The sequence below is a fragment of the Bernardetia sp. MNP-M8 genome (genome assembly GCF_037126285.1).
Taxonomy (GTDB): domain Bacteria; phylum Bacteroidota; class Bacteroidia; order Cytophagales; family Bernardetiaceae; genus Bernardetia.
The window spans coordinates 1,329,045-1,351,578 of the sequence record NZ_CP147012.1 but is presented as its reverse complement, the minus strand read 5'-3'; the positions used below and the strand labels follow the sequence as shown (position 1 = coordinate 1,351,578).

Here is a 22,534-nt window from a genome sequence, read left to right as displayed (position 1 = left end):
TTATAATCATTTTTTTTTTAATATAAAAATCACTACTAAAATCATATTTTAAATTAGCCATAATAATTAGTAAATTATTAGCATTTATTTTGGATTATTAAGAGATATAACATACTTTTATGAAAAGATATAAAATTGAATTTAAAGATTTAATCATTTTTTTATTTGGGTTATGTATTTAACTAACTAAATAATTGTTTGAGAAATAACAAAAAAACATTTTTATATTTTTTTTTCTTTTAAAGAAAAGTCAGTTTTGAATATATTTAATTTTAACATTTTTTAGTAAAATTGTACTGTAGTAACATTATTTCTATATTATACTTCACAATTTTTATAAAAAATAATTACAAAAAATTTAATTCTGATCAATTGTTTATTCAAACTAACATTAACTAATCTCATGAAGAGAAAATTATTACTAAGTGCGCTAATGAGTCTTATGCTGATCGGTTCAGCTTGGGCACAACAAACAATTACTGGTACAGTAATAGACGCCGTTCAAGGTGGTTTACCTGGTGCAACTGTACAGGTAAAAGGAACAAATACAGGTACAACTACCGATTTAGAGGGTAAATACTCTATTACCGTACCTGCTGGAAGTGAAATACTTGTATTTCGTTTTGTAGGATATGCTACACAAGAAGTAGAAATAGCAGGTCGTACAAGTATTGATGTAACACTAGCTGAAGATTCACAATTGGAAACTGTTGTTGTTACTGGATTTGGAGTGTCTAGAGAAAAACAATCTTTAGGTTATGCAACTCAAGAAATAAAAGGAGATGATCTTACTCAAGCTAGAGAAATGAACGTAGTAAACTCTCTGAATGGAAAAATTGCTGGTGTTCAAATCACTGGCTCTAATTCTATTGGTGGTTCTTCTCGTGTTGTTATTAGAGGTAATAGCTCTATCACAGGTGAAAATCAACCTCTATTTGTTGTAGATGGTGTACCTATTGATAATTCAAATTTTACAACTACTGACCAAGCTCGTGGTGGTGGAGGTATTGATTACGGTAATGCTGCTCAAGACATCAATCCAAATGACATTGAATCTGTAAACGTTTTGAAAGGTGCTGTTGCAAGTGCTTTATATGGTTCACGTGGACAAAATGGTGTTATTCTTATCACTACAAAAAAAGGTACAAAACGTAAAGGAATTGGTGTAACTTTTAATAGTGGAATTCAATTTCAAAATGTATATATATTACCAGATTATCAAAACAAATATGGAGCAGCTATATTAACTGATGCAGATGGAAATCCTGTAACAGATGAGAATGGAAATACTATTCTTAATTACGGATTAGATGGTAGTTGGGGTGCGCCTTTAGATGGGTCTATTATGGCTCGTCATTGGGATAGTTTTAATCCTGAAGATACAGAGAACTTTGGTAAGGCACGCCCTTTAGTAGCGAGTCCTGATAATGTGAGAAACTTTTTTGAAACAGGAAGTATGTTTAGTAACAGTTTAGCTCTTTCTGGAGGTAGTGAAGCAGCTACTTTTAGATTGTCTTATACAAATGTGGATCAGCAAGGAACTTATCCTGGTTCAGAAATTAAACGTAATACACTTAGCTTCAATGGTAGCTCAAAACTATCTGATAAGTTGAGTGCTAGTGTAGGTTTCAACTATGTAAATCAACAAGGAAAAGGACGTCCTCAAACGGGATATGGTGCAGGTATTATGTCTATGTTTAATCAGTGGTATCAACGTCAATTAGATACCGAACGTTTACGTAACAACTATATAGCTAGTGATGGTTCTCAAATTACTTGGAATAGAAAGAGTGCAAATAATCCTGCTGCTAATTATTTTGATAATCCATTTTATACAATAAATCAAAACTATTCAGAAGACCAAAGAGATAGAATTTATGGTAATGCTACCCTAACTTATCAGATTTTGCCTTGGTTAAGTGCTACTGGGCGTGGCTTGGTTGATACATATACTGACCGTAGAGAAGAAAGAATAGCAATAGGTTCTGTAGATATTCCTCTTTACAGAGAAGATGTACGTACGGTTACAGATAATAACTTTGATTTCATTCTTAATGCTAATCGTAACTTAACAGAATCATTGAGTTTAGTTGCTATGCTTGGAGCTAATAGACGTTTCAGAGCTTATAATCGTAATTTTGCAGGTACACAAGATGGTTTGAATGTTCCTAATTATTTCAATATAGGTAACTCTGCAGGTACTCCAGAGGTTATAGATTTCAGTAGTGAAAAAATAGTAAACTCTATTTTTGCTAGTGCTTCATTTGGTTATCAATCTACTTTCTACTTAGATGTTACAGGTAGAAATGACTGGTCTTCGACTCTTCCAAGTGGCAATAACTCTTATTTCTATCCTTCGGTTACAGGTAGTTTTATTTTCTCTGAAAAACTTGAAGCTGACTGGCTTACTTTCGGAAAAATTCGTGCTGGTTATGGTCAAGTAGGTAATGATACCGATCCATATCGTATTGCAACGACTTATGAAGTAGAACAAAACTTTGGTAGTAATGGTAACATGACGGTTCCTAACGCAAGAAATAATCCTAACTTGCTTCCAGAGAAAACTAATTCTTGGGAAATTGGAACAGAAGTTAGTCTTTTCAAAAACAGAGTTAGTCTTGACGTAACTTACTACAACTCTACAACAGAAGACCAAATCTTTGGAGTTCCTGTTTCTCCAACTACTGGTTATACTACTACTGTTATTAATGCTGGTTCTGTATCAAATAAAGGTATAGAAGCAATGTTAAACTTAAAAGTATTGCGTCTTCCTTCTGGTTTTACTTGGGATGCAACTATTAACTGGGCGAGAAATAGAAATAAAGTTGTTGAATTAACTGAAGGAGTAAGTACACTTCGTTTGGCTAGTCTTTTTGGAGTATTCTTAGAAGCTCGTGAGGGAGAAGCTTATGGAGTATTTGTAGGTCCTACAATAGCAAAGCATACAGATGGTAGCTATATTGTAGGTACAAACGGACGTTATGTTTTAGAACCTACTTTAGGTGTAGGTCCTTCAATTATGGCTGATTGGACAGGTGGTATCAATAATACTTTCAACTATAAAAACTTTATGTTAAGTGTATTAATTGATGGACAAATGGGTGGTAGTATATATTCTTTAACTAATATGTGGGGACATTATAGTGGCGTTTTGGAAGAAACAGCAGAAGGCTCTATGCGTGAAGATGGTGTCATTATTGATGCTGTAGTTCAAACAGGAGTTAATGAGGATGGATATCCTATTTCTGATGGTAGCCAAAATGCAACAGTAGTTGATGCAGTTACTTGGGGACAAGATTATTATCGTGCAAGTTCTTCTCTAAATGTTTTTGATGCTAGTTACGTCAAACTTCGTGAGATTCAATTTGGTTATACTTTTCCTAAAACATTAACTAGCAAAACTCCATTCCAGAGAGCTTCTTTATCATTCGTTGCTAGAAATGTAGCCATTTTATTCCGTAATACACCACATATTGATCCTCAAGATGGTGTAAGTGCAGGTAATGTTCAAGGTTTTGAAGGTGGACAGCTTCCAGGCGAACGTAGTTGGGGATTCAACTTAAGTCTTTCTTTCTAAACTATTCTCTGTTCTAATTATAAAATTTACACTCAAGATGATAAAAATAATAAAAAAATATAAACATACTTTAGTAGCAGCTTCTTTAGCAACTTTTATGTTTGGTTGTAACCCACCAGAAGACACTAATGTAGATCCTAACGAACCTAGTAAAGCATCTACTTCTTTCTTGCTTACATCAGCAGAAAAAGTGTTAGTGGATAATATTTGGGATGAATGGGCAAATGGAAGAAGAGGAATGCAACTTTCTCAGTATTGGGCATCTAATCAATATTCTTCTGAAAGTCGTTATGCATTTCGTACCGCACAAACCAATACCTTATGGTCTCTCTATTATGCAGGTGTAATAACTGATTTAAATGAAATCATTCGTTTGAATACAGAGAGTCCTGAGGACTATGAAGGATTTGGAGCTCCTGAAAATCAAATTGCAGTAGCGAAGATTTTGCGTGCCTATATGTATCAAGTGATTACGGATACATGGGGAGCAGCTCCTTATTCTCAAGCGGGAAATCCTGATGAGTTTTTATATCCAAAATATGATTCGCAAGAAGAAATATATACTGGTATTATAAACGAACTTAATGAAGCAATAGCAGCTATTAATCCAAGTGGTACTGCAGTAGCAGGTGATGCTATATATAATGGTGATATGAATAAGTGGCGTTTATTCGGTAATTCTTTGAAATTAAGAGTAGGAATGAGAATTGCTGATGTATCTCCATCATTATCTCAACAAACAGTTTCGTCAGCAGTATCTGCTGGTGTATTTCAAAGTAGTGCTGATAATGCTTTATTTAATTATCTTTCAGCAGCTCCTAATAATAATCCTTTAAATCAAGATCGTAAAACTCGTGCAGATTTTGCCATGAGTAACGTCTTCGTAAATGAATTATTAGAACTAAATGATCCAAGAATTGCTTTTTATGGTGCACCAACAGTATCAAGCTCTCCTAGTGATCCTCTTAATGTACAATACGTAGGAGAAGTATATGGATTAACAGAGAATGATGCAGCAAATACTGCTGATGAAGGTATTTCACAACCATCTCAGTTAGTTTTACAACCAACATCTCCAGGAATACTTATGACTTATGCAGAAGTACAGTTCTTATTAGCAGAAGGCGTTGAAAGAGGGTTTGTTTCGGCAGGTTCAGCAGCAGAATACTATAACCAAGGTATTACAGCATCTATGAATTATTGGAGTGGTGGTAGCTTATCAGATTCAGATATAGCTGCTTACATTGCTCAGCCAACTGTTAATTACTCAGCATTGAAAGCTAGTGGTGAAGAGTGGAATGTAATCATAGGACAACAAAAGTGGATAGCTCTTTATATGCAGGGGCTAGAGGCATGGGCTGAATATCGTCGTCTTGACTTTGGTATTCTTCAAGAGCCTGCTGCTGGTGCATTAGAAGGAAATGGAGAAATTCCTACTCGCATCCCTTATCCTCTTAATGAGCAATCTTCAAATAAAGCAAATTATACTCAAGCTGTATCTAGTCAAGGAGCAGATGTATTGAATACAAAGTTGTGGTGGGATACTAAATAATTGAACTCTCATTAAACAATAAACTTAAAAGAGGTTGTCCGAAAAGGTCAACCTCTTTTTTTGAGGTAAAGCTATTATCAAGCTATGCTGGAAAGTTAAAATTCTAATACAATAATATTTTTAAAATAAATTTGCAAATTCAAAAATAAATTGTAATTTTGCACTTCATTAAAGGCAACTAATAATATACGAGTGTAGCTCAGTTGGCAGAGCAGCGGTCTCCAAAACCGCAGGTCGTGGGTTCGAGCCCCTCCGCTCGTGCAAATAATATGTAATTTGATTTAGTATAAATTGATTGATTTTTTCTAAATATTTACAATATAGTGAGTTTGATAGCACGTTTTTAATGAACGTAAAATCTATCAAACTCACTTTTTTTAGAGTTTTTTTTGCTCTAATAGAATTTATTCTAAGAAAAAAGTCTAAAGACTAACTTACCGATAAGACAAATTAAATTCAGTATGAAAAAAGTAATCGAATTTTTGCAAGAATCTCGTGATGAGATGACCGAACATGTAACTTGGTCTTCATTCAAAAGTCTTCAACAGACTTCTGTAGTTGTACTTGTTGCATCACTTATCTTTGCACTTATCGTTTTTGCAATGGATCAAGCCTTCCAATTTGGTTTAGGTGAGATTTATAACTCATTCCAATAAAAAGGAATTACACTTCAAAAAATTACCAACAATTTACAACTCACTCCTAAAAAATTATGGGCGAACTCAAATGGTACATTTTGCGTGTTGTTTCTGGAAAAGAACGCAGCGTGAAAGAATATCTTGAAAAAGATATAGTTATCAATAATCTACAAGAATATTTTGGTCAAATCATCAACCCTACTGAAAAAGTATTCCAAATTCGTAAAGCGAAAGATGGAAAAACAAAAAAAGTAGCTGTTGAACGTAATTATTTACCTGGTTATGTCCTTGTACACGTAGATTTAGACTCGCCAAATAGTGGAGAACTTATTCACCAATTGATCAATCTTCCAAGTGTTATTGGATTTTTAAGAGTAGACGGACAACCTCTAACTGATAAGCCTCTTCCAATGAGAGATTCAGAAGTAGCTCGCATCTTAGGAAAAGTAGAAGCTGCAGATCAAGATGAAGTAAAAGATGATACTCAATTTATGGTAGGGGAATCTATTAAAGTAATGGAAGGTCCTTTTGCTGGTTTTAATGGAACTATTGAGGAACATCAAGAAGAAAAGAAAAAACTGAGTGTAATTGTTAAGATTTTCGGAAGAAGTACGCCAGTAGAACTAAACTATTCTCAAGTACAAAAAGAAGAGTAGTTCTGTAATAAAAGAAAAAATCATTTTGAATAAATGGAAAGTAATTATTCAAAATTCTTAAAAATATAAATCTATAAACTAAGAGCTACAACTTACTTATAGATTTGTCTCCAAAAAATTTAGTAGTTAAAATTATAGTTTTTAGATATGAAGCTTCCACGATTATCTCCCAAACTTTTAACAAACTAAATTATCAGTATTGTAGCATTTGTTAGTAATCTGTAAAGTAGTTACTTGAAGTTATTTAAGATGGCTAGTTTATTTTAAATAATTCAATAATTACATCACAACAACCGTTTCACAATCATGGCAAAGGAAATAAGTGCTAAACTTAAAGTCATAGTAAAAGGTGGTCAAGCTAATCCTGCTCCTCCAGTAGGTCCTGCTCTTGGTGCAAAAGGTGTCAATATTATGGAATTTTGTAAGCGTTTCAATGCGCTGACTCAAGACCGTATGGGACAAACTTTGCCAGTAGAGATTACAGTTTTTGGCGATCGTTCTTTTGACTTTATCATCAAAACTCCTCCTGCTGCGGCTCTCTTAATTGAGGCTTCAAAAGTGAAAAAAGGATCAGGCGTTCCAAATCGTGAAAAAGTAGGTAAAGTAACTTGGGATCAAATCCAGACTATTGCCGAAACGAAAATGCCAGACTTAAATGCCTTTACTGTACATTCTGCTATGAAAATGGTAGCTGGTACGGCTAGAAGCATGGGTCTGAACGTTACTGGAAAAGCTCCTTGGGAAACTGCTGAATAATTAAAATTTTAATTACAAAGTAGTAGAGGAAAAGAATATTTTTATTCACAAAATTAAACGTAGGAGATTAATTAAATTTGATCGTTTGACTACAATAATGTTATGGCAAAATTAACTAAAAAACGTAAGGAAGCTCTTGCAAAATACGATGCACAAGCAGAGTATGTCTTAGACAAAGCAACTGAATTAGTAAAGGAAATTAACCTTGCTAAATTTGATGCTTCTGTTGATATTGATGTACGTCTAGGTGTAGATCCACGTAAAGCAGACCAAATGGTTCGTGGTGTGGTTACTCTTCCTCACGGAACAGGTAAGCAGGTACGTGTACTTGCTCTTGTTACTCCAGACAAAGAAGCCGAAGCCAAAGAAGCAGGTGCTGACATGGTAGGTTTAGACGATTATATCGCTAAAATTGAAGGTGGCTGGACAGATATGGATGTTATTATTACAATGCCAACTGTAATGGCGAAAGTCGGTCGTTTGGGTAGAGTATTAGGTCCTCGTGGGCTTATGCCAAACCCGAAAGCTGGTACTGTTACAATGGACGTAGCTAAAGCTGTTACGGACGTAAAGGCTGGTAAAATTGACTTCCGTGTTGATAAAACGGGTATTATTCATGCAAGTATTGGTAAATCTTCTTTTACAGCGCAACAACTTAAAGAAAATGCAAGTGAATTACTCACTACGCTTATTCGTTTGAAGCCTGCAACTGCAAAAGGTACTTATATGAAAAGTGTCCACCTTTCGACAACAATGAGTCCATCTGTAAAGATTGACAAATCGTCTATCAAAGGTCTATAATTTATTCCACCACAAAACTCAATAATACTATGAATCGTGATCAAAAAACACAAGTAGTTAAGGATTTGGTGGAGAAGTTTTCTAATTCAGCGAATTTCTATGTAACTGATTCTTCTGGAATGAGTGTTGCTCAAACAAATGCACTTCGCCGTGCTTGTTTTGAGAAAGGCATAGAATACCGTGTAGCTAAAAATACACTTATTCGTAAAGCATTAGAGCAAATTGAAGGAGACTTCGAACCATTAGTAGAAAAAGGAGCTTTAAGAGGCTTCTCTGCTATTATGTTCTCTCCTGAAACTGCAAAACTTCCAGCGCAAATCATTAAAGATTTCCGTAAAAAGAACAAATCAGATAAGCCTAAATTCAAAGCTGCATCAGTAGAAACAGCACTTTTCATTGGTGAAAACCAACTAGAAATGTTAAGTGAAATCAAATCTAAAGATGAAGTATTGGGCGAAGTTATTATGCTTCTTCAATCTCCTGCTCGTCGTCTTACTTCTGCTGTTATCAGTGGTGGTGGTCGTATTGCAGCGATGGTTAAAGGAATTGCTGAAAAAGGCGAGTAATAACTATCTATTTGTAGAAATTTTACTTTATGAAATCTCTATAAAAAGACAATTATAATAATAATCAAAGTTAGTAGTTGTATAATTATTTATACAAAATGGCAACTAGGGAAGAAACTACTTCAATACTCTGATTATTTATTCAAAATACTGCTTCCAAGTTGTATTTCTTTTTTAACCGAATAAATTAAGTCTGTGATTTTATTCAAATCAAAACTTCTTTATTCAACCTTTTTACATACAGTAAGTCTTTATTTTTAGAAGACTTATTTATTTACGAACCTCAATTAAATAGATACTATAATGGCAGATTTGAAAGCAATCGCAGAACAACTTGTTGGTCTTACAGTAAAAGAAGCTAACGAGCTTGCAGACATTTTGAAAGACGAGTATGGCATAGAGCCTGCTGGTGGTGGTGCTGTAATGATGGCAGCTCCTGGTGCTACTGCTGAAGAAGCAGAAGAGCAAACAGAATTTGACGTAATTTTGAAAGCTGCTGGTGGATCTAAATTAGCAGTTGTAAAATTAGTTCGTGAACTTACAGGTCTTGGCTTGAAAGAAGCGAAAGAATTAGTTGATACTGCTCCTAAAGCAGTTAAAGAAGGCGCATCTAAAGCTGAAGCTGATGATATGTCTAAAAGACTTCAAGAAGCTGGTGCTGAAGTAGAAGTTAAGTAATCTAAACTTTACAAACTTTAGCTTAACAATATAGCTTTTTGTTTCTAACTAAAAACCTAAGAATTCTATTTATTAGAAATTCTTAGGTTTTTTTGTGGAAAAAATCATTTACAGAATGATATACAATAGAAAAAAGAGTATTTTTGAACTTTCTAAAGAATTAAACAAAAAATTAAAACGGTGAACTCCAATAATGAAATACTTTGAATCGAAACACACTTGGCTGCTTTATATATTGGCTTTTTTCACAGTCTTAAATTTGTATGCTAATTATAAATATGATTTTGTATTAGAATTAGCGTCTAAACCATTTCTTATTCCTATTTTAGGAATTTATTTTTATCTCAATACTAAAGAAGTAAATAAATCTTTTAAGAAAAGCCTTATCAATTTTATTATGATAGCACTTTTTTTGGCTTGGTTAGGTGATGTTTTGTTGCTCTTTCAATCCTACAATCCATTATTTTTTATGCTTGGTTTGGGCAGTTTTTTGGTTTCTCACATCTTGTATATTCTTACTTTCAAAAAATCATTGCAAAATAAAGAATTAGGTGCAACCAAAACATTACTTATTCGTGCTATTCCTTTTGTTGGAACAGCTATTTTGATGCTTACATTTTTATACAAGTGGTTAGATACTGTTATGTTGGTGGCTGTTCCTCTATATGTTTTAGTTATTGTAACGATGGCTTTTATGGCAATGGAACGTACAGGAAAGGTTTTGAAAGCAAGTGCTGAATATGTTTTTTTCGGTGCATTTTTATTTATGGTTTCAGATTCGTTACTTGCAATAGATATTTTTGTCAAAAACTTTACTATTCCTTATGCACCTGTTTTTGTAATGTTTACTTATGTGGCAGCACAAACATTGATTGTTTATGGAATGATGATTCAGATAAAATCTAGTTTAAATTAATTCAATATATAATTATCCGTTGTTGAGTTGTAAAGCATCAACGAGGATTCTAACTTAGCAAACACAATTAAGAAACTTATGTATAATTTACTCAAAGGAAAAGTAGGTATTATTTCAGGAGCTTTAGACGAAAATTCTATTGCATGGAAAATTGCAGAAACAGCACATGCAGAAGGCGCAAAGTTTGTCTTAACCAACGCTCCTGTTGCGCTTAGAATGGGAACAATTCAAGAACTAGCTGATAAATGTAATACAATTGTTATTCCTGCTGATGCTACTTCGATAGCAGACTGGGAAAACTTGTACGAAAAAGCTACTGAACATTTGGGAGGAAAACTTGATTTTGCATTGCATTCTATCGGAATGAGTCCAAATGTTCGTAAGAAAAAAGATTATGGCGATTTGAATCACGCTTGGACATTACAAGCGATTGATATTTCAGGACTTTCTTTCCATAAAATGCTTCAAGTAGCTGAAAAAATGGATGTTTTGAATGATGAAGCTTCTATTGTTGCTCTTACTTATATTGCTGCACAAAGAACATTTCCTGATTATAGTGATATGGCACATGCAAAGGCAGTTTTAGAATCTATTGCTCGTAGTTATGGCTACCGTTTGGGTAAATCTAAAAAAGTAAGAGTAAACACAGTTTCACAATCTCCAACTGCAACAACAGCAGGAACTGGGGTAGGTGGTTTTGATGCTTTTATGAGTTATGCTGATAAAATGTCTCCTTTAGGCAATGCTTCTGCTCAAGAGTGTGCTGATTTTGTAATTTCTCTTTTCTCAGATTTTACTAAAAAAGTAACGATGCAAAACCTTTTCCATGATGGAGGTTTTTCTGCAATGGGAGTTTCAGAAGAAGTAATGGAAATGTTTGGAGTAGAAAAGTAAAACCAATCTAGTTCTATATTAATAAAAAAAGGTAATCGAAATTCTTATTATTTCAATTACCTTTTTTCTGCTATCTAATTCAAATTTTTACATCCAAACAGACTAGGAAGTCTGTTATACACAACTTAAGTTATTTCCAAAGGATTAGAAATTCCAAGACATGCTCAAAGTAGGCACAGGAGTTGGATTTAATAAGTTTGTACGAACAGATTTAAAACCCAAATTAGAAGGCATAAAATCATTTTTTGCAATTACAGGTTTTGAAAACTTGCGTACATTTTTATTGTGATAGCGAATAGTTTTCTTGACATTTTTATCAGCTTTTAATTGTAACAAATAACCTGTTCCATAAAGAGCAGCTCCAGAACCTATTAAAATAAAACCTTCATTTACAAGTCTAGTCTCTTCCTCATCTCCCCAAGTAGTCAGCATAAACCCACCTATTATTATGGCAAGGCTTCCTGTTATTCCTGAAATAGAACCTGCTTTATGTAAATTCCAACTGTCTTTTAGTTCTTTGGCAGATTTTTTATTTCCTACATATTTCATAAAGTTGATTGTCTCTTTAAAGGTCATGGCTTTCTTTTGTCTTTTTATATAAAAAAGTCGCTGACCTTTGTCAAAAGAGATTTTCTGACCTAAAAATAACTCTTCTTCTTTATTCACTAACTCATATTTTTTACGTGAGATAGTAACGTAGTATTTTTTTGCATTACGTTTAGTAAAATCAATTCCTTCATAGCGACGCTCTTTGAAATAGTCTTGTGCTTGTGCAGTATTTGCCATAAAAAATAAAATAGCAAACACACTCAAAATAAATATATTTTTCATAAAATGTTTTTTTAAGAAATAAGTTTAAAAATGATTATCTTTTTTTACGTTTGATTTGGAAAAGGTGTGAACGAGTAATATCAGATAAGTTTTTCTTCTTGATAGAAGTATTAGACTTATTTCCTTGAATCATTTTCACTTCTCCTGTATTGATGTCATGCATAAGTGTAATATAAATAGATTCGTGTCTAGTAGCTTGACGGTAAACTACATAAGGAAGAACAGGAAGGAAAAAAACAGACATAAATACTGGGGCAGTTCTGAATTTTACTTTTGCATCTATTACAGCCATTCTAGTAAGATAAGGAGTATCATGCTTCTTTGATAAATCTTGTAAGGCATCATAGTTACTTGCAATCATATCTACATTAGACTCTCCCATTTCTTTATACCATGAGTTGATGATAGCCAAATCATTAAATTTTTCAGCGTCATTTTCTCCAAAAGCACTTGGGTTTAAAGAAACAATATCTAGTTTGAGATTTTCACTATTCTGCTCTAATTCTTGATTAAATACATTTTGCATACTGTCAGTAGTAAAAATATCTAATGGTTGTTTTTTACGAGTATCTAAACGGACATAAAATGGATTTACCATAATAATTTTATTAATTCCTAGTGCATATCCTTGAGTAAGGTTATCACTCAATCGTTTGGCTTCCACATCAGACATTCCCTCTTCTCTTCTATTTTCATTTTTTTGATGCTCCAAATAAAGTCTGTCTCCTTGTTTGCGTAACTCTTCAAATTCTGCATGAGCTTGAACTTTTTGCCAAGCTGGATACATCAAATCTTCTGTATAATTGATTTGATTTTTCTTTTTGCCTACTGTTTTTCCTTTACTAAAATCATCGTAATGTAATTTCATATCCATCAAAAGGCTAGGAATTGCATTTTTGAGATAAGCCTCACTAGGATATTTATCCAGCATTTCAAAACAATGTGCTAAAGCCAAAACAGTAAGCTGATAATCATCTAATTCTTCTAAAGCAAAATACCAATTTCTACCCTTCCAATCCATTCGGCTATAGAGTTGATCTAAATAGATACGAGCTTTTGCATTATCGTATTTTGCAATTCCATATAAAGCCTTTGTAAGCGACATCTGAACATATTTACTATCTCCATATTGTTCTTGAAGTAATAAAGTATGATACAGCGCATCTATGTATTTTGCATCAGAAAGATATAATTGACAAAGCTCAAAACGAGCTATTTTCTGTACAAGTTCAAATTTTTCTTTAGAAATCACGTATTCTTTTCCTCCATTTGTCGTTCCACTTTCGTTCATTCTTTTCATCGCTAATTCCTGTCTTTCGGCTGCGCTTGGGTGCGTACTCAATGCTAAAAGTTCTTCTAATTCTGCTGAGTCCAATTCTTCACGCTCTACAATATGAACTGTATCTATATAGTATGTACTATCAGGAAGCTCAATGTAAGAATTATTTAAGAATTTACTTTCAAAAACTAATGTGTCAAATGGCTGACGAGTGTTTTGAAGCATATCAAATGTTTTTGCTGCTGCCAAAAGGTCATATTCTGTGTTTTTGAAAAGCTCCCAACCATACGTATCAGCCTCTATTTCGTGTTCTTTTGAATAATTACTTTGTGCAAGTCTTTTGGCATAAAGCTCATCTGATTTGTTATCAAAACGAAAGGCATTTTTCTTTTTCTTGCTATTGACTTCTTTCCCAAAAAGAAATTGATTGATACTATGCTGTTTTACATAATGTGTAATTTCGTGAGCTAAAATATAAGCTAATTGAGCCTCATTTTCAGCACGAGCCACTAAGCCTAAATTAATAAAAATCGCTCCATCAGGATTTGCAAAAGCATTTGGAACAGGCGATTTTACAATGTAAAAACGAACTTTATTGCGTAACTCGTCATCATCTTTCAATAATTTAGAAGCAATTTCATTTAAATATTCACTTACCTCATCTCCAAAAAGTACATTTCCACTCCACAATAATTGCTTGAGAGAAAAGCTACTTTGAAGGTTAAATTGATCAATATTTTTAGCTGTTTTTTTATCTATATTTTCTCCAATAGCCTGATTTTTGGCTACATAACGTTCACTTACAGAGAGTAGAAAATCTTGAGGAACAGTTCCTTTGGATTGTAAGGGTTGATATTCTTCAAAATTTATACTTGCAGAATCATTTTGAGAATAAGAATAGTTGGTAGCTGTTATAAAACAAGCAAGCAAAATGCCTACAAATAATATTTTATCAAAATAATATTTGCAGAAAGTAGAGTAACTCATTAGTAAATTTTTAGATGTAATATTGAGGTTAATAAATACAAATGCAAAGGTAATCAGTATTATTTAAATAATCTTAAAAAAAATATAAAGTAACATTACTTTTTTTAGAAAAAAAATATATAATTGAATTTTATTCCTGCAAAATTAAATTATTCTAAGAGTTTTTAATTCATTAAAATTTTGTTGTCCTATCAGATAAAAACTAGCCTTTCTAATGAAAATAATTTATGTCTATCAATTCTTATTTTTGGATAAAAAAGTGTACTTTTGCGCCATTGATTTTTTCTTGTAATTGAATATTAGAAGAAAAATCACAAAAATATTTTTTACTTAAAATTGAATTAGAAAAATTATGGCAACTAACCGTACTTTCACAATGATTAAGCCTGACGCTTTTGGCGCAAACAATACAGGCAATGTTTTAGCAATGATTGAAGCTGCAGGTTTCCGTTTGGTAGCTGCAAAAATTACTCGTCTTTCTGAAGAGCGTGCTGGACAGTTTTACGAAGTACACAAAGAGCGTCCTTTTTATGGCGACCTTTGTAAGTATATGTCTTCTGGAAATATTGTTGCTGCTATCTTGGAGAAAGACAATGCAGTTGAAGATTTTCGTAAACTTATCGGAGCAACTAATCCTAAAGATGCTGAAGCTGGAACTATTCGTGCAAAATATGGCGAATCTATTGAAGCAAATGCTGTTCATGGTTCTGATTCTGATGAGAATGCACAAATTGAAGGAAGTTTCTTTTTCTCTAACTTAGAGAAATTCTAAATATATTTTGTTGGTGTCGTTACACTAAAACACCAACAAAGGAATATAAAATGAATAAATTTACACTTTGAAAAATTCACGCATTAATAAACAGGGTTGAAACCCTGTTTTATAGATAGCTAAAAATGTAAATTTATTTTTTTAGTCTTCCAAAGGCAAAATTTAACAAAAACCGTTTCAAAATTTAGTTTTGAAACGGTTTTTTCATTATTTTTTTGTTAGACTCACTTCATCTCTGCGACGATAAAAGTCATTACCACTTCCACTACCTGTAACTTCTATGTTTTGTATCAAAATCATTGTAGATTCTGTGAGTTCTTGTATTTCCAATATATCTCTATCTCCAATATCACCAATTATGATTTTATTTTCCTCTTCTAGTAATACCCAAATATCATTATCAGTTTGAACATCTCCATTTTCATCTATAAAACTAGAAATTAGAGTTTCATTGCTTTTAAATTCGATGGTTGAACCTACAAGTGAATCTAGCCCACTATCTACAAGTTCTTCATTTATATATACTTCATATTTTAAAGATTCATATTGCCATTCCCCAACAATTTTATCTTTAGTTGATAATTCTTCATCTTTTTTACAAGAGCTAAAACATAAAATACAAAAAGCGATTAATAGAAATGATAGATTTTTCATTTGAAGTTATTTTAGATTAATAAATAATAGATTTGTAAAATAAGTTAAAAATATAACGTAAAAGATACTAAAAATGCTGCAATTACTTTCCATATAATTTTGCCAACCTCTCAACACACCTTTCTCCATCCATAACAGCTGACGCAATTCGACCAGCATAACCTGCCACTTCACCACACGGAAAAAAACGTTTCAAAATAGGATGCTCGTTAGTTTCTCTTTCTCTAGGAATACGAACAGGTGAAGAAAATATATTTTTTTGGTGTCGTTACACTAAAACACCAACAAAGGCTAAATATTTTGGTTTTTTTGAAAAACTGTTTCAAAAACTAAATTTTTAAACGGTTTTTTTGAATAATATAGTTTATTGTTTCTTCTATCTATAAAAAACTTGATTTTACATCTTATGATGTGTTGCCTTACTCCAATTTAGACATTCTTATATGTGTTTCTCTTCTATACAAAACTCCATCTCGCCTTATATTATTTTCATAAAAAATATGAAATCTATTTTCAGTTAACTCTTGAACTGTTGCAGTAAAGCCTACATAAATACCTACTAACGGATTCGTAAAGAATAATTTTTCTCCATTATCTAAGAATCGCCAAAGTCCTCCACCTATTGATGTGTACCCACTACGTCCTCTAAATAAAGATTCTGAAGTGCTGTCAGACTTAAACTCTATAATTATGTCCATATCTACTGTTTCTGCATATACCAAATTTGTTCCATTATAATCCTGTTGTTCTACTTCTTCGTAAAGCCATCTGCCTATCAGTTTTTGTTCATTAGTCAACTCTTCTTCCTTTTTACAAGAGCTTAGAAGAAGTATGAAAATAGCTAATAATAAAAATAAGACTTGTTTCATTTTGAAATTTATTTTTTGCGTAAATTATTTTAAAAGGAGTAATCACTAAAAGGGTAGTATAGTTTGTTTTCAGAAAATACATTTTTCTCTCCTTCTTAATTACATACTTATTTCCCATACAATTCTGCCAATTTCTCAGCACATCTTTCTCCATCCATAGCAGCTGACGCAATTCCACCAGCATAACCTGCACCTTCTCCACACGGAAAAAAACGTTTTAAAATAGTATGTTCATTAGTTTGCCTTTCTCTAGGAATACGAACAGGTGAAGAAGTACGACTTTCTACACCTACAATTTGCGCTTCATTGGTTAGAAAACCTTTCATTTTTTTATCAAAAGCCTTAAAACCAATTCTCAAACGTTCTACAATTTCAGGAGGTAATACTTTTCCCATTTCTACCGAAATTAGTCCAGGTTGATAAGAAGTATCTAAAAGTGATGAAGATATTTTCTTTTGTGTGAAGTCTATTAGTCGTTGTGCTGGTGCAGCTTGTGTGTTTCCTGCCACTTGACAGGCATTTTTTTCGATTTCTTCTTGATAATAAAGTCCTGCTAAAGCTCCTTTTTTTGCATATTTTTTATTCCATTCTCGTTCATCTATCGCTACCACAATTCCAGAGTTAGCATATTTTGAATTTCGCTTTGACGGCGACATTCCATTTACCACCACTTCACCTTGCAATGTAGCAGCAGGAACAATAAAGCCCCCTGGACACATACAAAAAGAAAAAACACCTTTTTCTAAATTATCAAAAGGCACTTGTTGAACAAGAGAATAAGATGCAGCAGGTAAATATTTTTCACGTTCGTCTCGTTTGTATTGAATTTTATCAATTAGTTTTTGTTGATGCTCCACACGAACTCCAATAGCAAAAGGTTTGGCTTCAATCAGAATTTGTTTTCTATCCAAAAGTTCAAAAATATCTCTAGCTGAATGTCCTGTTGCCAAAATAACTCCTATTCCTTCTATTTTATCACCATTTTCTAAAACTACGCCTTTGAGTTCTTCTTCTTTTCCTTTTGCTATAATGAAATCAGTTACCTTGGTTTCAAACAAAACTTCTCCTCCTGCATCTAAAATACTTTGCCGCATTTCGGCTACAATTCTAGGCAATTTATTTGTTCCAATATGAGGATGATTGTCTATCAAAATATCTTCACTTGCTCCATGTGCTACAAAAATCTCTAAAACTCTACGCCAATCTCCTCGTTTTTTGGCTCTTGTGTAGAGTTTTCCATCTGAATATGTTCCTGCACCTCCTTCTCCAAAGCAATAATTAGAATCTGGATTGACAATATGACGACGACTAATAGCTGCAATATCTGAAACTCGTTTTTTGACATCTTTTCCTCGTTCTATCAAAATAGGTTTTATACCCAACTCTACTAATCTTAAAGCAGCAAACATGCCTGCTGGTCCTGCTCCTACAATAATTGCTTGTGGTGCATTCTTGACACTTGGATATTCTCTTTTGTAAGAAATAGTTGGAGTTGCTTTTTCGTTTATAAAAACTTCTGCCCACACATTGACCTTCAAATCTCGCTGACGAGCATCTAAAGACCGACGAGTTTGTCTGATAGTTACGTCTTCTGTAGGTGAAGAAATATCCAATTTTTTATAAATAAACTTTTCGAAGGCTTCTTTTTCAAAGGCAATTTCTGGAGGAAGTACAAAGGAGAGTTCTTTTTTCATTTCTAATAATTTATTATTCTTTCATATTCTATTCTACAAAAATACGCAAACTAAAATTATTTTTTTAACAAAGTTAGTGATAGACTTTTTTATGAAAAAGAATCAAACGATAAAAAGTATTGATTTTTCTTGCAAAATAATATTGATAACTTTTTGATAATCAATAAATTATATTATTTTTGTAGCAAGTTAAATTATCAAAAAGAGCTATCTAAAACGAATTTGGTTAAAAACAGATTCAGAATTAGACAAAGCCTTACGCTAAAATTTTAATAAGATAAATTGCAATATCAAAAGTATTTCTGTAACTTATCGAACTAAAATAACCCTTAGTAATTGAAAAAGTATAGCAATTAGTTCTATTAACATCATAGTAAAAGAATTGTAAATCCTTTTATAAACGATAGAAGAAAAATTACAATGTCTTGTTATCCTTATTAATTTAAAGCTCTCAGAATATGTTATTATCATAATTGTTATATTTTGTTACATGTCAATCAGATTCAATTATTTTATTTCTTAAAAAGAATTAACTCCTTTGCACGATAATTGTCTTAGTTTCATCGAAATAATTTATAGCTTCAAAGAAGTTTAAAAAAATAAAAATACTATCCATCATTCTAATATCTTTTATATTATACTAATTATGTTAAAATTTATCGCTTCACTCTCATTTGTTCTTCTTTTTGCTTTTGGAGGTCATGCATTTGCATTTGCTCAGACACTTCCTGCTAATGTAAAATCTACTTTCGAACAAAAATTTGCAGGTGCTAAAGTTATTAGTTGCCACGAAATCAATGGAGAACATAATATTATCTTTCAACAAGAAAATGAAGTAAAATCAGCTCGTTTTGATGCAAGTGGAAAATGGATTGATACTATTATTTCTCTTAATCCAGGTACTGCTCCAGCTAAAATCGAAGAATATATTTCAGCTAATCATGCTGGTAAAAATGGACATATCAGAAGAATAGAAAATGAAGCAGGAACTACTTTTTTAGCTTTTATTAGTGAAACAAAAGCACTTCGTTTTGATAAGGATGGAAACATGACTAAAGAAGAAGATGTTAGTTCAATTGACGAAGCTGCTTTGAGTACAATCAAGTAAATGGCTCTTAGCGAATGTTATTATTAAAAAAGACTTTATTCTAAGTGGAATGAAGTCTTTTTTTCTGTTTAAAAATTTTATTACACTATCCCCAATACAAACTCTTGTATGCTTAAACAAGAACAGCATCACGAATTTCTTTTGAAAAATAATTTAGAAAGCCACCTTCAAAACCAATTAGATAAACGCAAAAATGAAAATAATTTGCGTTCATTAGTTGTATCAAACTCAAATAATATCGATTTTTTTTCGAATGATTATTTGGGTTTGGCTCGTAGTGAAGAATTACAAAATTCTATTTTAGAAGAATATAAATTGCAAAGTAATCGTTTCAAAATCTCTCGGAATGGTTCGACAGGTTCTCGTCTTTTATCTGGACATAATGAGTATTTTGAAGAGGTAGAAATTCAGTTAGCTCATTTCTTTGATGCAGAAAAAGCTCTCTTGTTTGGCTCAGGCTATCATGCAAATGTTGCCCTTTTGTCCTCTATTTTGACACATAATGATGTGATTTTATATGATAGTTTGGTTCATGCTTCTTTAAAGGAAGGTTATAGATTAAGTAATGCAAGTCATTTTTCATTTAAGCATAATAATTTAGAAGATTTAGAAAAGAAAATTTTATATATAAAAGACAAGAATCAAATAAATCCAAATCAAACTATTTTAGTAGTTGTAGAATCAGTTTATTCAATGGATGGAGATATTTGTCCACTACTAAAACTGGTAGAAATTTGTGAAAAATACAATGCAAATGTAGTTGTAGATGAAGCACACAGTACAGGGATTTTTGGAAAAAATGGAAATGGTTTAGTTGCAGAATTGGGATTAGAAAAACGAGTTTTTGCTAGAGTAAACACATTTGGAAAAGCTTTTGGAATACAGGGAGCTGTCATTTTGGGAAGTGAACTACTTATAAATTATCTTATAAATTTTGCTTTACCTTTTATTTATACAACTGCACCACCACTTTATCAATTAGTTTCTGTTAAAAAAGCAATAGATTTTCTTCAAATTCATCAAAAAGAATTAAATGAAAAACTTTCTGATAATATAGAGTTATTTGTTTTACAAAGTAAATATTTTTTAGATTTACACTCTGATAGAAATTTTAATACTTCAAAAACACCTATTCAGATTATTCCAATAAAGGGAAATGAAGAATGTCAAAAAGTAGCTTCAAAATTACAAAAAGAAGGTTTTGAAGTTCGTGCTATAAAAAGTCCGACTGTAAAAAAAGGAGATGAACGACTAAGAATTTGTTTACATAGCTTTAATACAAAGAAAGAAATTTTGAGATTTTTAGAGGTTTTATATCAATAGATTTTTGCAAAAGTAAATTTTTTCAGGGATAAAGTTTTATTGATAATTTAGTTGTTAAAGTTGTAGTAGTATTATTTTGATATTAACTATTTTTAATTCTGTTTGTTAGGTATTTATGATAGACTGATGCGACCTTTTGAATGTTTTTTGCATCTACTTTTTAAACTACATAGAAAAACGTTTTTATTCTACTCATTTTCTATACACTTTTTAGATATTGATTTTACTAAAACTAACTTATACAATGAAAACTATAAAAATTATACAACCAAATAAATTTTCTCTAAAGAAAATTATAGGAATAGCTGCTCTAACTACTACTTTATTTTATTCGCATTTTGCTTCTGCTCAAGATAATCCAGTAGCATCAGGAGCTTTTGGGTATTATATTGATGCCAATCGTTTTGCTCAAACTATTCCTACCATGGGAGCAAATGCACGTATTCAAGGTATTGGTGGTGCTGCCACAGCCATTGGTGGAGATATTAGTTCGGCTTCTGTCAATCCTGCTGGTTTAGGATTTTTGCAGCGTTCTGAAATTACATTTTCACCGTCACTTTCTTTTTTAGGTTCTGACGCTACTTATAATTTAGGCTCTCAAAATGCACCAACAGAAGATGCAAAACTAAATTTTAACTTTGCCCAATTAGGAGGAGCGTTTGTTTTGCCTTCAAATAATTCATCAGGATATAAAGGTGGAGCATTTTCTATTTCTTATAGTCGTTTGAATAGCTTTCACAGACGTACAAGTTATGAAGGTACAAATTCTCAAAATTCTATTATAGATTATTTTTTAAATCAAGCTGATGGAATTCCTTGGAATTCTATTTATCCATCAGAAGGAGCAACTGATTTATTAGCTCTAGCTTATGATGCCTATTTAATCAATGAGGACTTTGATTATGATAATGGAGGACAAAATACATATTATTCAATTGTACCTGTTGCACCTACTTTGCAACGTGAAACAATAGATTATTCAGGTTCTCAAAGTCAATGGAATTTTTCTTATGGGGGAAATTATAATGATAAGTTATTTTTTGGTGCAGGCTTAGGAATTCAATCATTCAAATATAGTGAAGAAAAACGCTATGAAGAAACTGTAACAGGCGAACCAACAGATCCAACTCAAATAAAATCATTGAACAGTTTAATAATTGGAGAAAATTTATCTATTTCTGGAACAGGTGTAAATCTTACAGCAGGAGTTATTTACCGTCCTGTGTATGCTGTTCGTGTAGGAGCAAGTATTACAACACCAACCTATTTTTCTGTAAATGATACATATAATGCAAGTTTGAATGCACTATATAATAATTTTTATTTTGGAGATGATGGAAATGGAGACCCAATTGTTTTGAATGATGTCAATGGAACTACACTTGATATAGAAAGTACATATAATATGACAACTCCACTGCGTGCTTCTTTAGGAGCTGCATTTTTTGTAGGAAAGTTTGGTTTTATTAGTGCTGATGTAGATTTCATTAATTATGAATCTTCAAAATTGCTTACTCCTCCTCAAGAATTTAATTTTACAGCAGATAATCAAACTATCAAAAATCTATATGCTTCTACTATGAATTATCGTTTAGGTGCAGAGCTTCGTCTGAATACATTTTATTTACGTGGTGGAGTTGGACTATATGGAAATACAAGAAAGGAAGAGTTTCGCAATGAAAATGATGATGCCTTTCAAACTCGTATTTCAGGTGGTTTGGGTATTCATAAAAAGGCATTTTATATAGATTTGGCAGTGGTTCAACAAGCGACTAATACGGCTTATACACCTTATAATTTGTCTGATAATTCTAATCCTACTATTGATATAAAAAATACAACAACTAATGTAGTGGCAACAGTTGGATTTCATTTTTAATAGCTTAAAATCACAACTAAATTAAAAATCAATAAATTTACTCAATCCAATTACTTCAAAAAAGCTAATTGGATTTTGTGTTTTACAAATGCCCTATTTTTTTT

19 protein-coding genes and 1 tRNA gene are annotated in these 22,534 nt (G+C 32.2%); 15 read left to right on the top strand and 5 right to left on the bottom strand.

All coding sequences use genetic code 11. The annotated features are described in order from the left end of the window. The first annotated feature begins 403 nt into the window (after nt 1–403). The 11 genes from V9L04_RS05635 (at nt 404) to V9L04_RS05585 (ending at nt 11,034) form a co-directional block, all read left to right on the top strand. Entirely contained in the window at nt 404–3,577 is a 3,174-nt protein-coding gene (locus V9L04_RS05635) for a SusC/RagA family TonB-linked outer membrane protein (protein WP_338793111.1), read from the top strand. Between the two features lie 37 nt (nt 3,578–3,614). Then, nucleotides 3,615–5,129: a SusD/RagB family nutrient-binding outer membrane lipoprotein gene (locus V9L04_RS05630; protein WP_338793110.1), complete on the top strand. Its 1,515-nt coding sequence runs from the start codon at nt 3,615–3,617 to the stop codon at nt 5,127–5,129. Nucleotides 5,130–5,317: 188 nt separating this feature from the next. After that, nucleotides 5,318–5,390, top strand: a tRNA-Trp gene (locus V9L04_RS05625). 200 nt (nt 5,391–5,590) lie between these two features. Then, on the top strand, nt 5,591–5,785 hold the full coding sequence (gene secE, locus V9L04_RS05620; RefSeq protein ID WP_338793109.1) for a preprotein translocase subunit SecE: 195 nt from the start codon (nt 5,591–5,593) through the stop codon (nt 5,783–5,785). A gap of 56 nt (nt 5,786–5,841) precedes the next feature. After that, nucleotides 5,842–6,423, top strand: a complete 582-nt coding sequence (nusG, locus tag V9L04_RS05615; protein WP_338793108.1) for a transcription termination/antitermination protein NusG — start codon at nt 5,842–5,844, stop codon at nt 6,421–6,423. 306 nt (nt 6,424–6,729) lie between these two features. Next, a complete protein-coding gene (gene rplK / locus V9L04_RS05610; protein ID WP_338761422.1) occupies nt 6,730–7,179 on the top strand; it encodes a 50S ribosomal protein L11 in 450 nt (149 codons plus the stop codon). A 102-nt stretch (nt 7,180–7,281) separates the two neighbouring features. Further along, a complete protein-coding gene (gene rplA / locus V9L04_RS05605; RefSeq protein WP_338793107.1) occupies nt 7,282–7,980 on the top strand; it encodes a 50S ribosomal protein L1 in 699 nt (232 codons plus the stop codon). Between the two features lie 29 nt (nt 7,981–8,009). Continuing rightward, the gene (gene rplJ / locus V9L04_RS05600; RefSeq protein WP_338793106.1) at nt 8,010–8,546 is read left to right on the top strand and encodes a 50S ribosomal protein L10; all 537 of its coding nucleotides are present in this window, start codon (nt 8,010–8,012) and stop codon (nt 8,544–8,546) included. 303 nt (nt 8,547–8,849) lie between these two features. Next, nucleotides 8,850–9,224 (top strand): 50S ribosomal protein L7/L12, encoded by a 375-nt coding sequence (gene rplL, locus V9L04_RS05595; protein ID WP_338793105.1) that lies wholly within the window; start codon nt 8,850–8,852, stop codon nt 9,222–9,224. Between the two features lie 193 nt (nt 9,225–9,417). Continuing rightward, a complete protein-coding gene (locus V9L04_RS05590) occupies nt 9,418–10,140 on the top strand; it encodes a lysoplasmalogenase (RefSeq protein WP_338793104.1) in 723 nt (240 codons plus the stop codon). 78 nt (nt 10,141–10,218) lie between these two features. Further along, nucleotides 10,219–11,034 carry an SDR family oxidoreductase gene (locus V9L04_RS05585; protein WP_338793103.1) on the top strand — a complete coding sequence of 272 codons (816 nt, stop codon included), beginning with the start codon at nt 10,219–10,221 and terminating at the stop codon, nt 11,032–11,034. 144 nt (nt 11,035–11,178) lie between these two features. Here V9L04_RS05585 and V9L04_RS05580 read toward each other — a convergent pair whose 3' ends face one another. Together V9L04_RS05580 and V9L04_RS05575 are read right to left on the bottom strand one after the other, a co-directional pair. Continuing rightward, entirely contained in the window at nt 11,179–11,865 is a 687-nt protein-coding gene (locus V9L04_RS05580) for a hypothetical protein (protein ID WP_338793102.1), read from the bottom strand. 34 nt (nt 11,866–11,899) lie between these two features. Next, the gene (locus V9L04_RS05575) at nt 11,900–14,131 is read right to left on the bottom strand and encodes a M48 family metallopeptidase (RefSeq protein ID WP_338793101.1); all 2,232 of its coding nucleotides are present in this window, start codon (nt 14,129–14,131) and stop codon (nt 11,900–11,902) included. 352 nt (nt 14,132–14,483) lie between these two features. On the opposite strand from V9L04_RS05575, the gene V9L04_RS05570 reads away from it, so the two are divergent. Next, on the top strand, nt 14,484–14,903 hold the full coding sequence (locus tag V9L04_RS05570) for a nucleoside-diphosphate kinase (protein WP_338793100.1): 420 nt from the start codon (nt 14,484–14,486) through the stop codon (nt 14,901–14,903). Between the two features lie 207 nt (nt 14,904–15,110). Here the strand turns inward: V9L04_RS05570 and V9L04_RS05565 are convergent, their stop codons facing one another. The 3 genes from V9L04_RS05565 to V9L04_RS05555 form a co-directional block, all read right to left on the bottom strand. After that, nucleotides 15,111–15,557: a hypothetical protein gene (locus V9L04_RS05565; RefSeq protein ID WP_338793099.1), complete on the bottom strand. Its 447-nt coding sequence runs from the start codon at nt 15,555–15,557 to the stop codon at nt 15,111–15,113. 419 nt (nt 15,558–15,976) lie between these two features. Beyond that, entirely contained in the window at nt 15,977–16,426 is a 450-nt protein-coding gene (locus tag V9L04_RS05560; protein WP_338793098.1) for a hypothetical protein, read from the bottom strand. Nucleotides 16,427–16,533: 107 nt separating this feature from the next. Next, on the bottom strand, nt 16,534–18,120 hold the full coding sequence (locus V9L04_RS05555) for an FAD-dependent protein (RefSeq protein WP_338793097.1): 1,587 nt from the start codon (nt 18,118–18,120) through the stop codon (nt 16,534–16,536). Nucleotides 18,121–18,766: 646 nt separating this feature from the next. Here V9L04_RS05555 and V9L04_RS05550 point away from each other — a divergent pair. The 3 genes from V9L04_RS05550 (at nt 18,767) to V9L04_RS05540 (ending at nt 22,430) form a co-directional block, all read left to right on the top strand. Next, entirely contained in the window at nt 18,767–19,228 is a 462-nt protein-coding gene (locus V9L04_RS05550) for a PepSY-like domain-containing protein (protein WP_338793096.1), read from the top strand. A 108-nt stretch (nt 19,229–19,336) separates the two neighbouring features. Then, nucleotides 19,337–20,551: an 8-amino-7-oxononanoate synthase gene (locus tag V9L04_RS05545; protein WP_338793095.1), complete on the top strand. Its 1,215-nt coding sequence runs from the start codon at nt 19,337–19,339 to the stop codon at nt 20,549–20,551. Between the two features lie 244 nt (nt 20,552–20,795). Further along, nucleotides 20,796–22,430, top strand: coding sequence for a hypothetical protein (locus V9L04_RS05540; RefSeq protein ID WP_338793094.1), 1,635 nt, complete (start codon nt 20,796–20,798; stop codon nt 22,428–22,430). The last annotated feature ends 104 nt before the right edge of the window (nt 22,431–22,534 follow it).

Bases quoted from the DNA above. Each gene is read 5' to 3' on its own strand.
- V9L04_RS05565 (WP_338793099.1), bottom strand. From the start codon at position 15,557: ATGAAAAATCTATCATTTCTATTAATCGCTTTTTGTATTTTATGTTTT.
- V9L04_RS05585 (WP_338793103.1), top strand. From the start codon at position 10,219: ATGTATAATTTACTCAAAGGAAAAGTAGGTATTATTTCAGGAGCTTTA.
- V9L04_RS05550 (WP_338793096.1), top strand. From the start codon at position 18,767: ATGTTAAAATTTATCGCTTCACTCTCATTTGTTCTTCTTTTTGCTTTT.
- V9L04_RS05555 (WP_338793097.1), bottom strand. From the start codon at position 18,120: ATGAAAAAAGAACTCTCCTTTGTACTTCCTCCAGAAATTGCCTTTGAA.
- V9L04_RS05635 (WP_338793111.1), top strand. From the start codon at position 404: ATGAAGAGAAAATTATTACTAAGTGCGCTAATGAGTCTTATGCTGATC.
- V9L04_RS05580 (WP_338793102.1), bottom strand. From the start codon at position 11,865: ATGAAAAATATATTTATTTTGAGTGTGTTTGCTATTTTATTTTTTATG.
- V9L04_RS05575 (WP_338793101.1), bottom strand. From the start codon at position 14,131: ATGAGTTACTCTACTTTCTGCAAATATTATTTTGATAAAATATTATTT.
- rplK (WP_338761422.1), top strand. From the start codon at position 6,730: ATGGCAAAGGAAATAAGTGCTAAACTTAAAGTCATAGTAAAAGGTGGT.
- secE (WP_338793109.1), top strand. From the start codon at position 5,591: ATGAAAAAAGTAATCGAATTTTTGCAAGAATCTCGTGATGAGATGACC.
- V9L04_RS05590 (WP_338793104.1), top strand. From the start codon at position 9,418: ATGAAATACTTTGAATCGAAACACACTTGGCTGCTTTATATATTGGCT.
- V9L04_RS05545 (WP_338793095.1), top strand. From the start codon at position 19,337: ATGCTTAAACAAGAACAGCATCACGAATTTCTTTTGAAAAATAATTTA.
- V9L04_RS05630 (WP_338793110.1), top strand. From the start codon at position 3,615: ATGATAAAAATAATAAAAAAATATAAACATACTTTAGTAGCAGCTTCT.
- V9L04_RS05560 (WP_338793098.1), bottom strand. From the start codon at position 16,426: ATGAAACAAGTCTTATTTTTATTATTAGCTATTTTCATACTTCTTCTA.
- rplA (WP_338793107.1), top strand. From the start codon at position 7,282: ATGGCAAAATTAACTAAAAAACGTAAGGAAGCTCTTGCAAAATACGAT.
- V9L04_RS05570 (WP_338793100.1), top strand. From the start codon at position 14,484: ATGGCAACTAACCGTACTTTCACAATGATTAAGCCTGACGCTTTTGGC.
- rplL (WP_338793105.1), top strand. From the start codon at position 8,850: ATGGCAGATTTGAAAGCAATCGCAGAACAACTTGTTGGTCTTACAGTA.
- V9L04_RS05540 (WP_338793094.1), top strand. From the start codon at position 20,796: ATGAAAACTATAAAAATTATACAACCAAATAAATTTTCTCTAAAGAAA.
- rplJ (WP_338793106.1), top strand. From the start codon at position 8,010: ATGAATCGTGATCAAAAAACACAAGTAGTTAAGGATTTGGTGGAGAAG.
- nusG (WP_338793108.1), top strand. From the start codon at position 5,842: ATGGGCGAACTCAAATGGTACATTTTGCGTGTTGTTTCTGGAAAAGAA.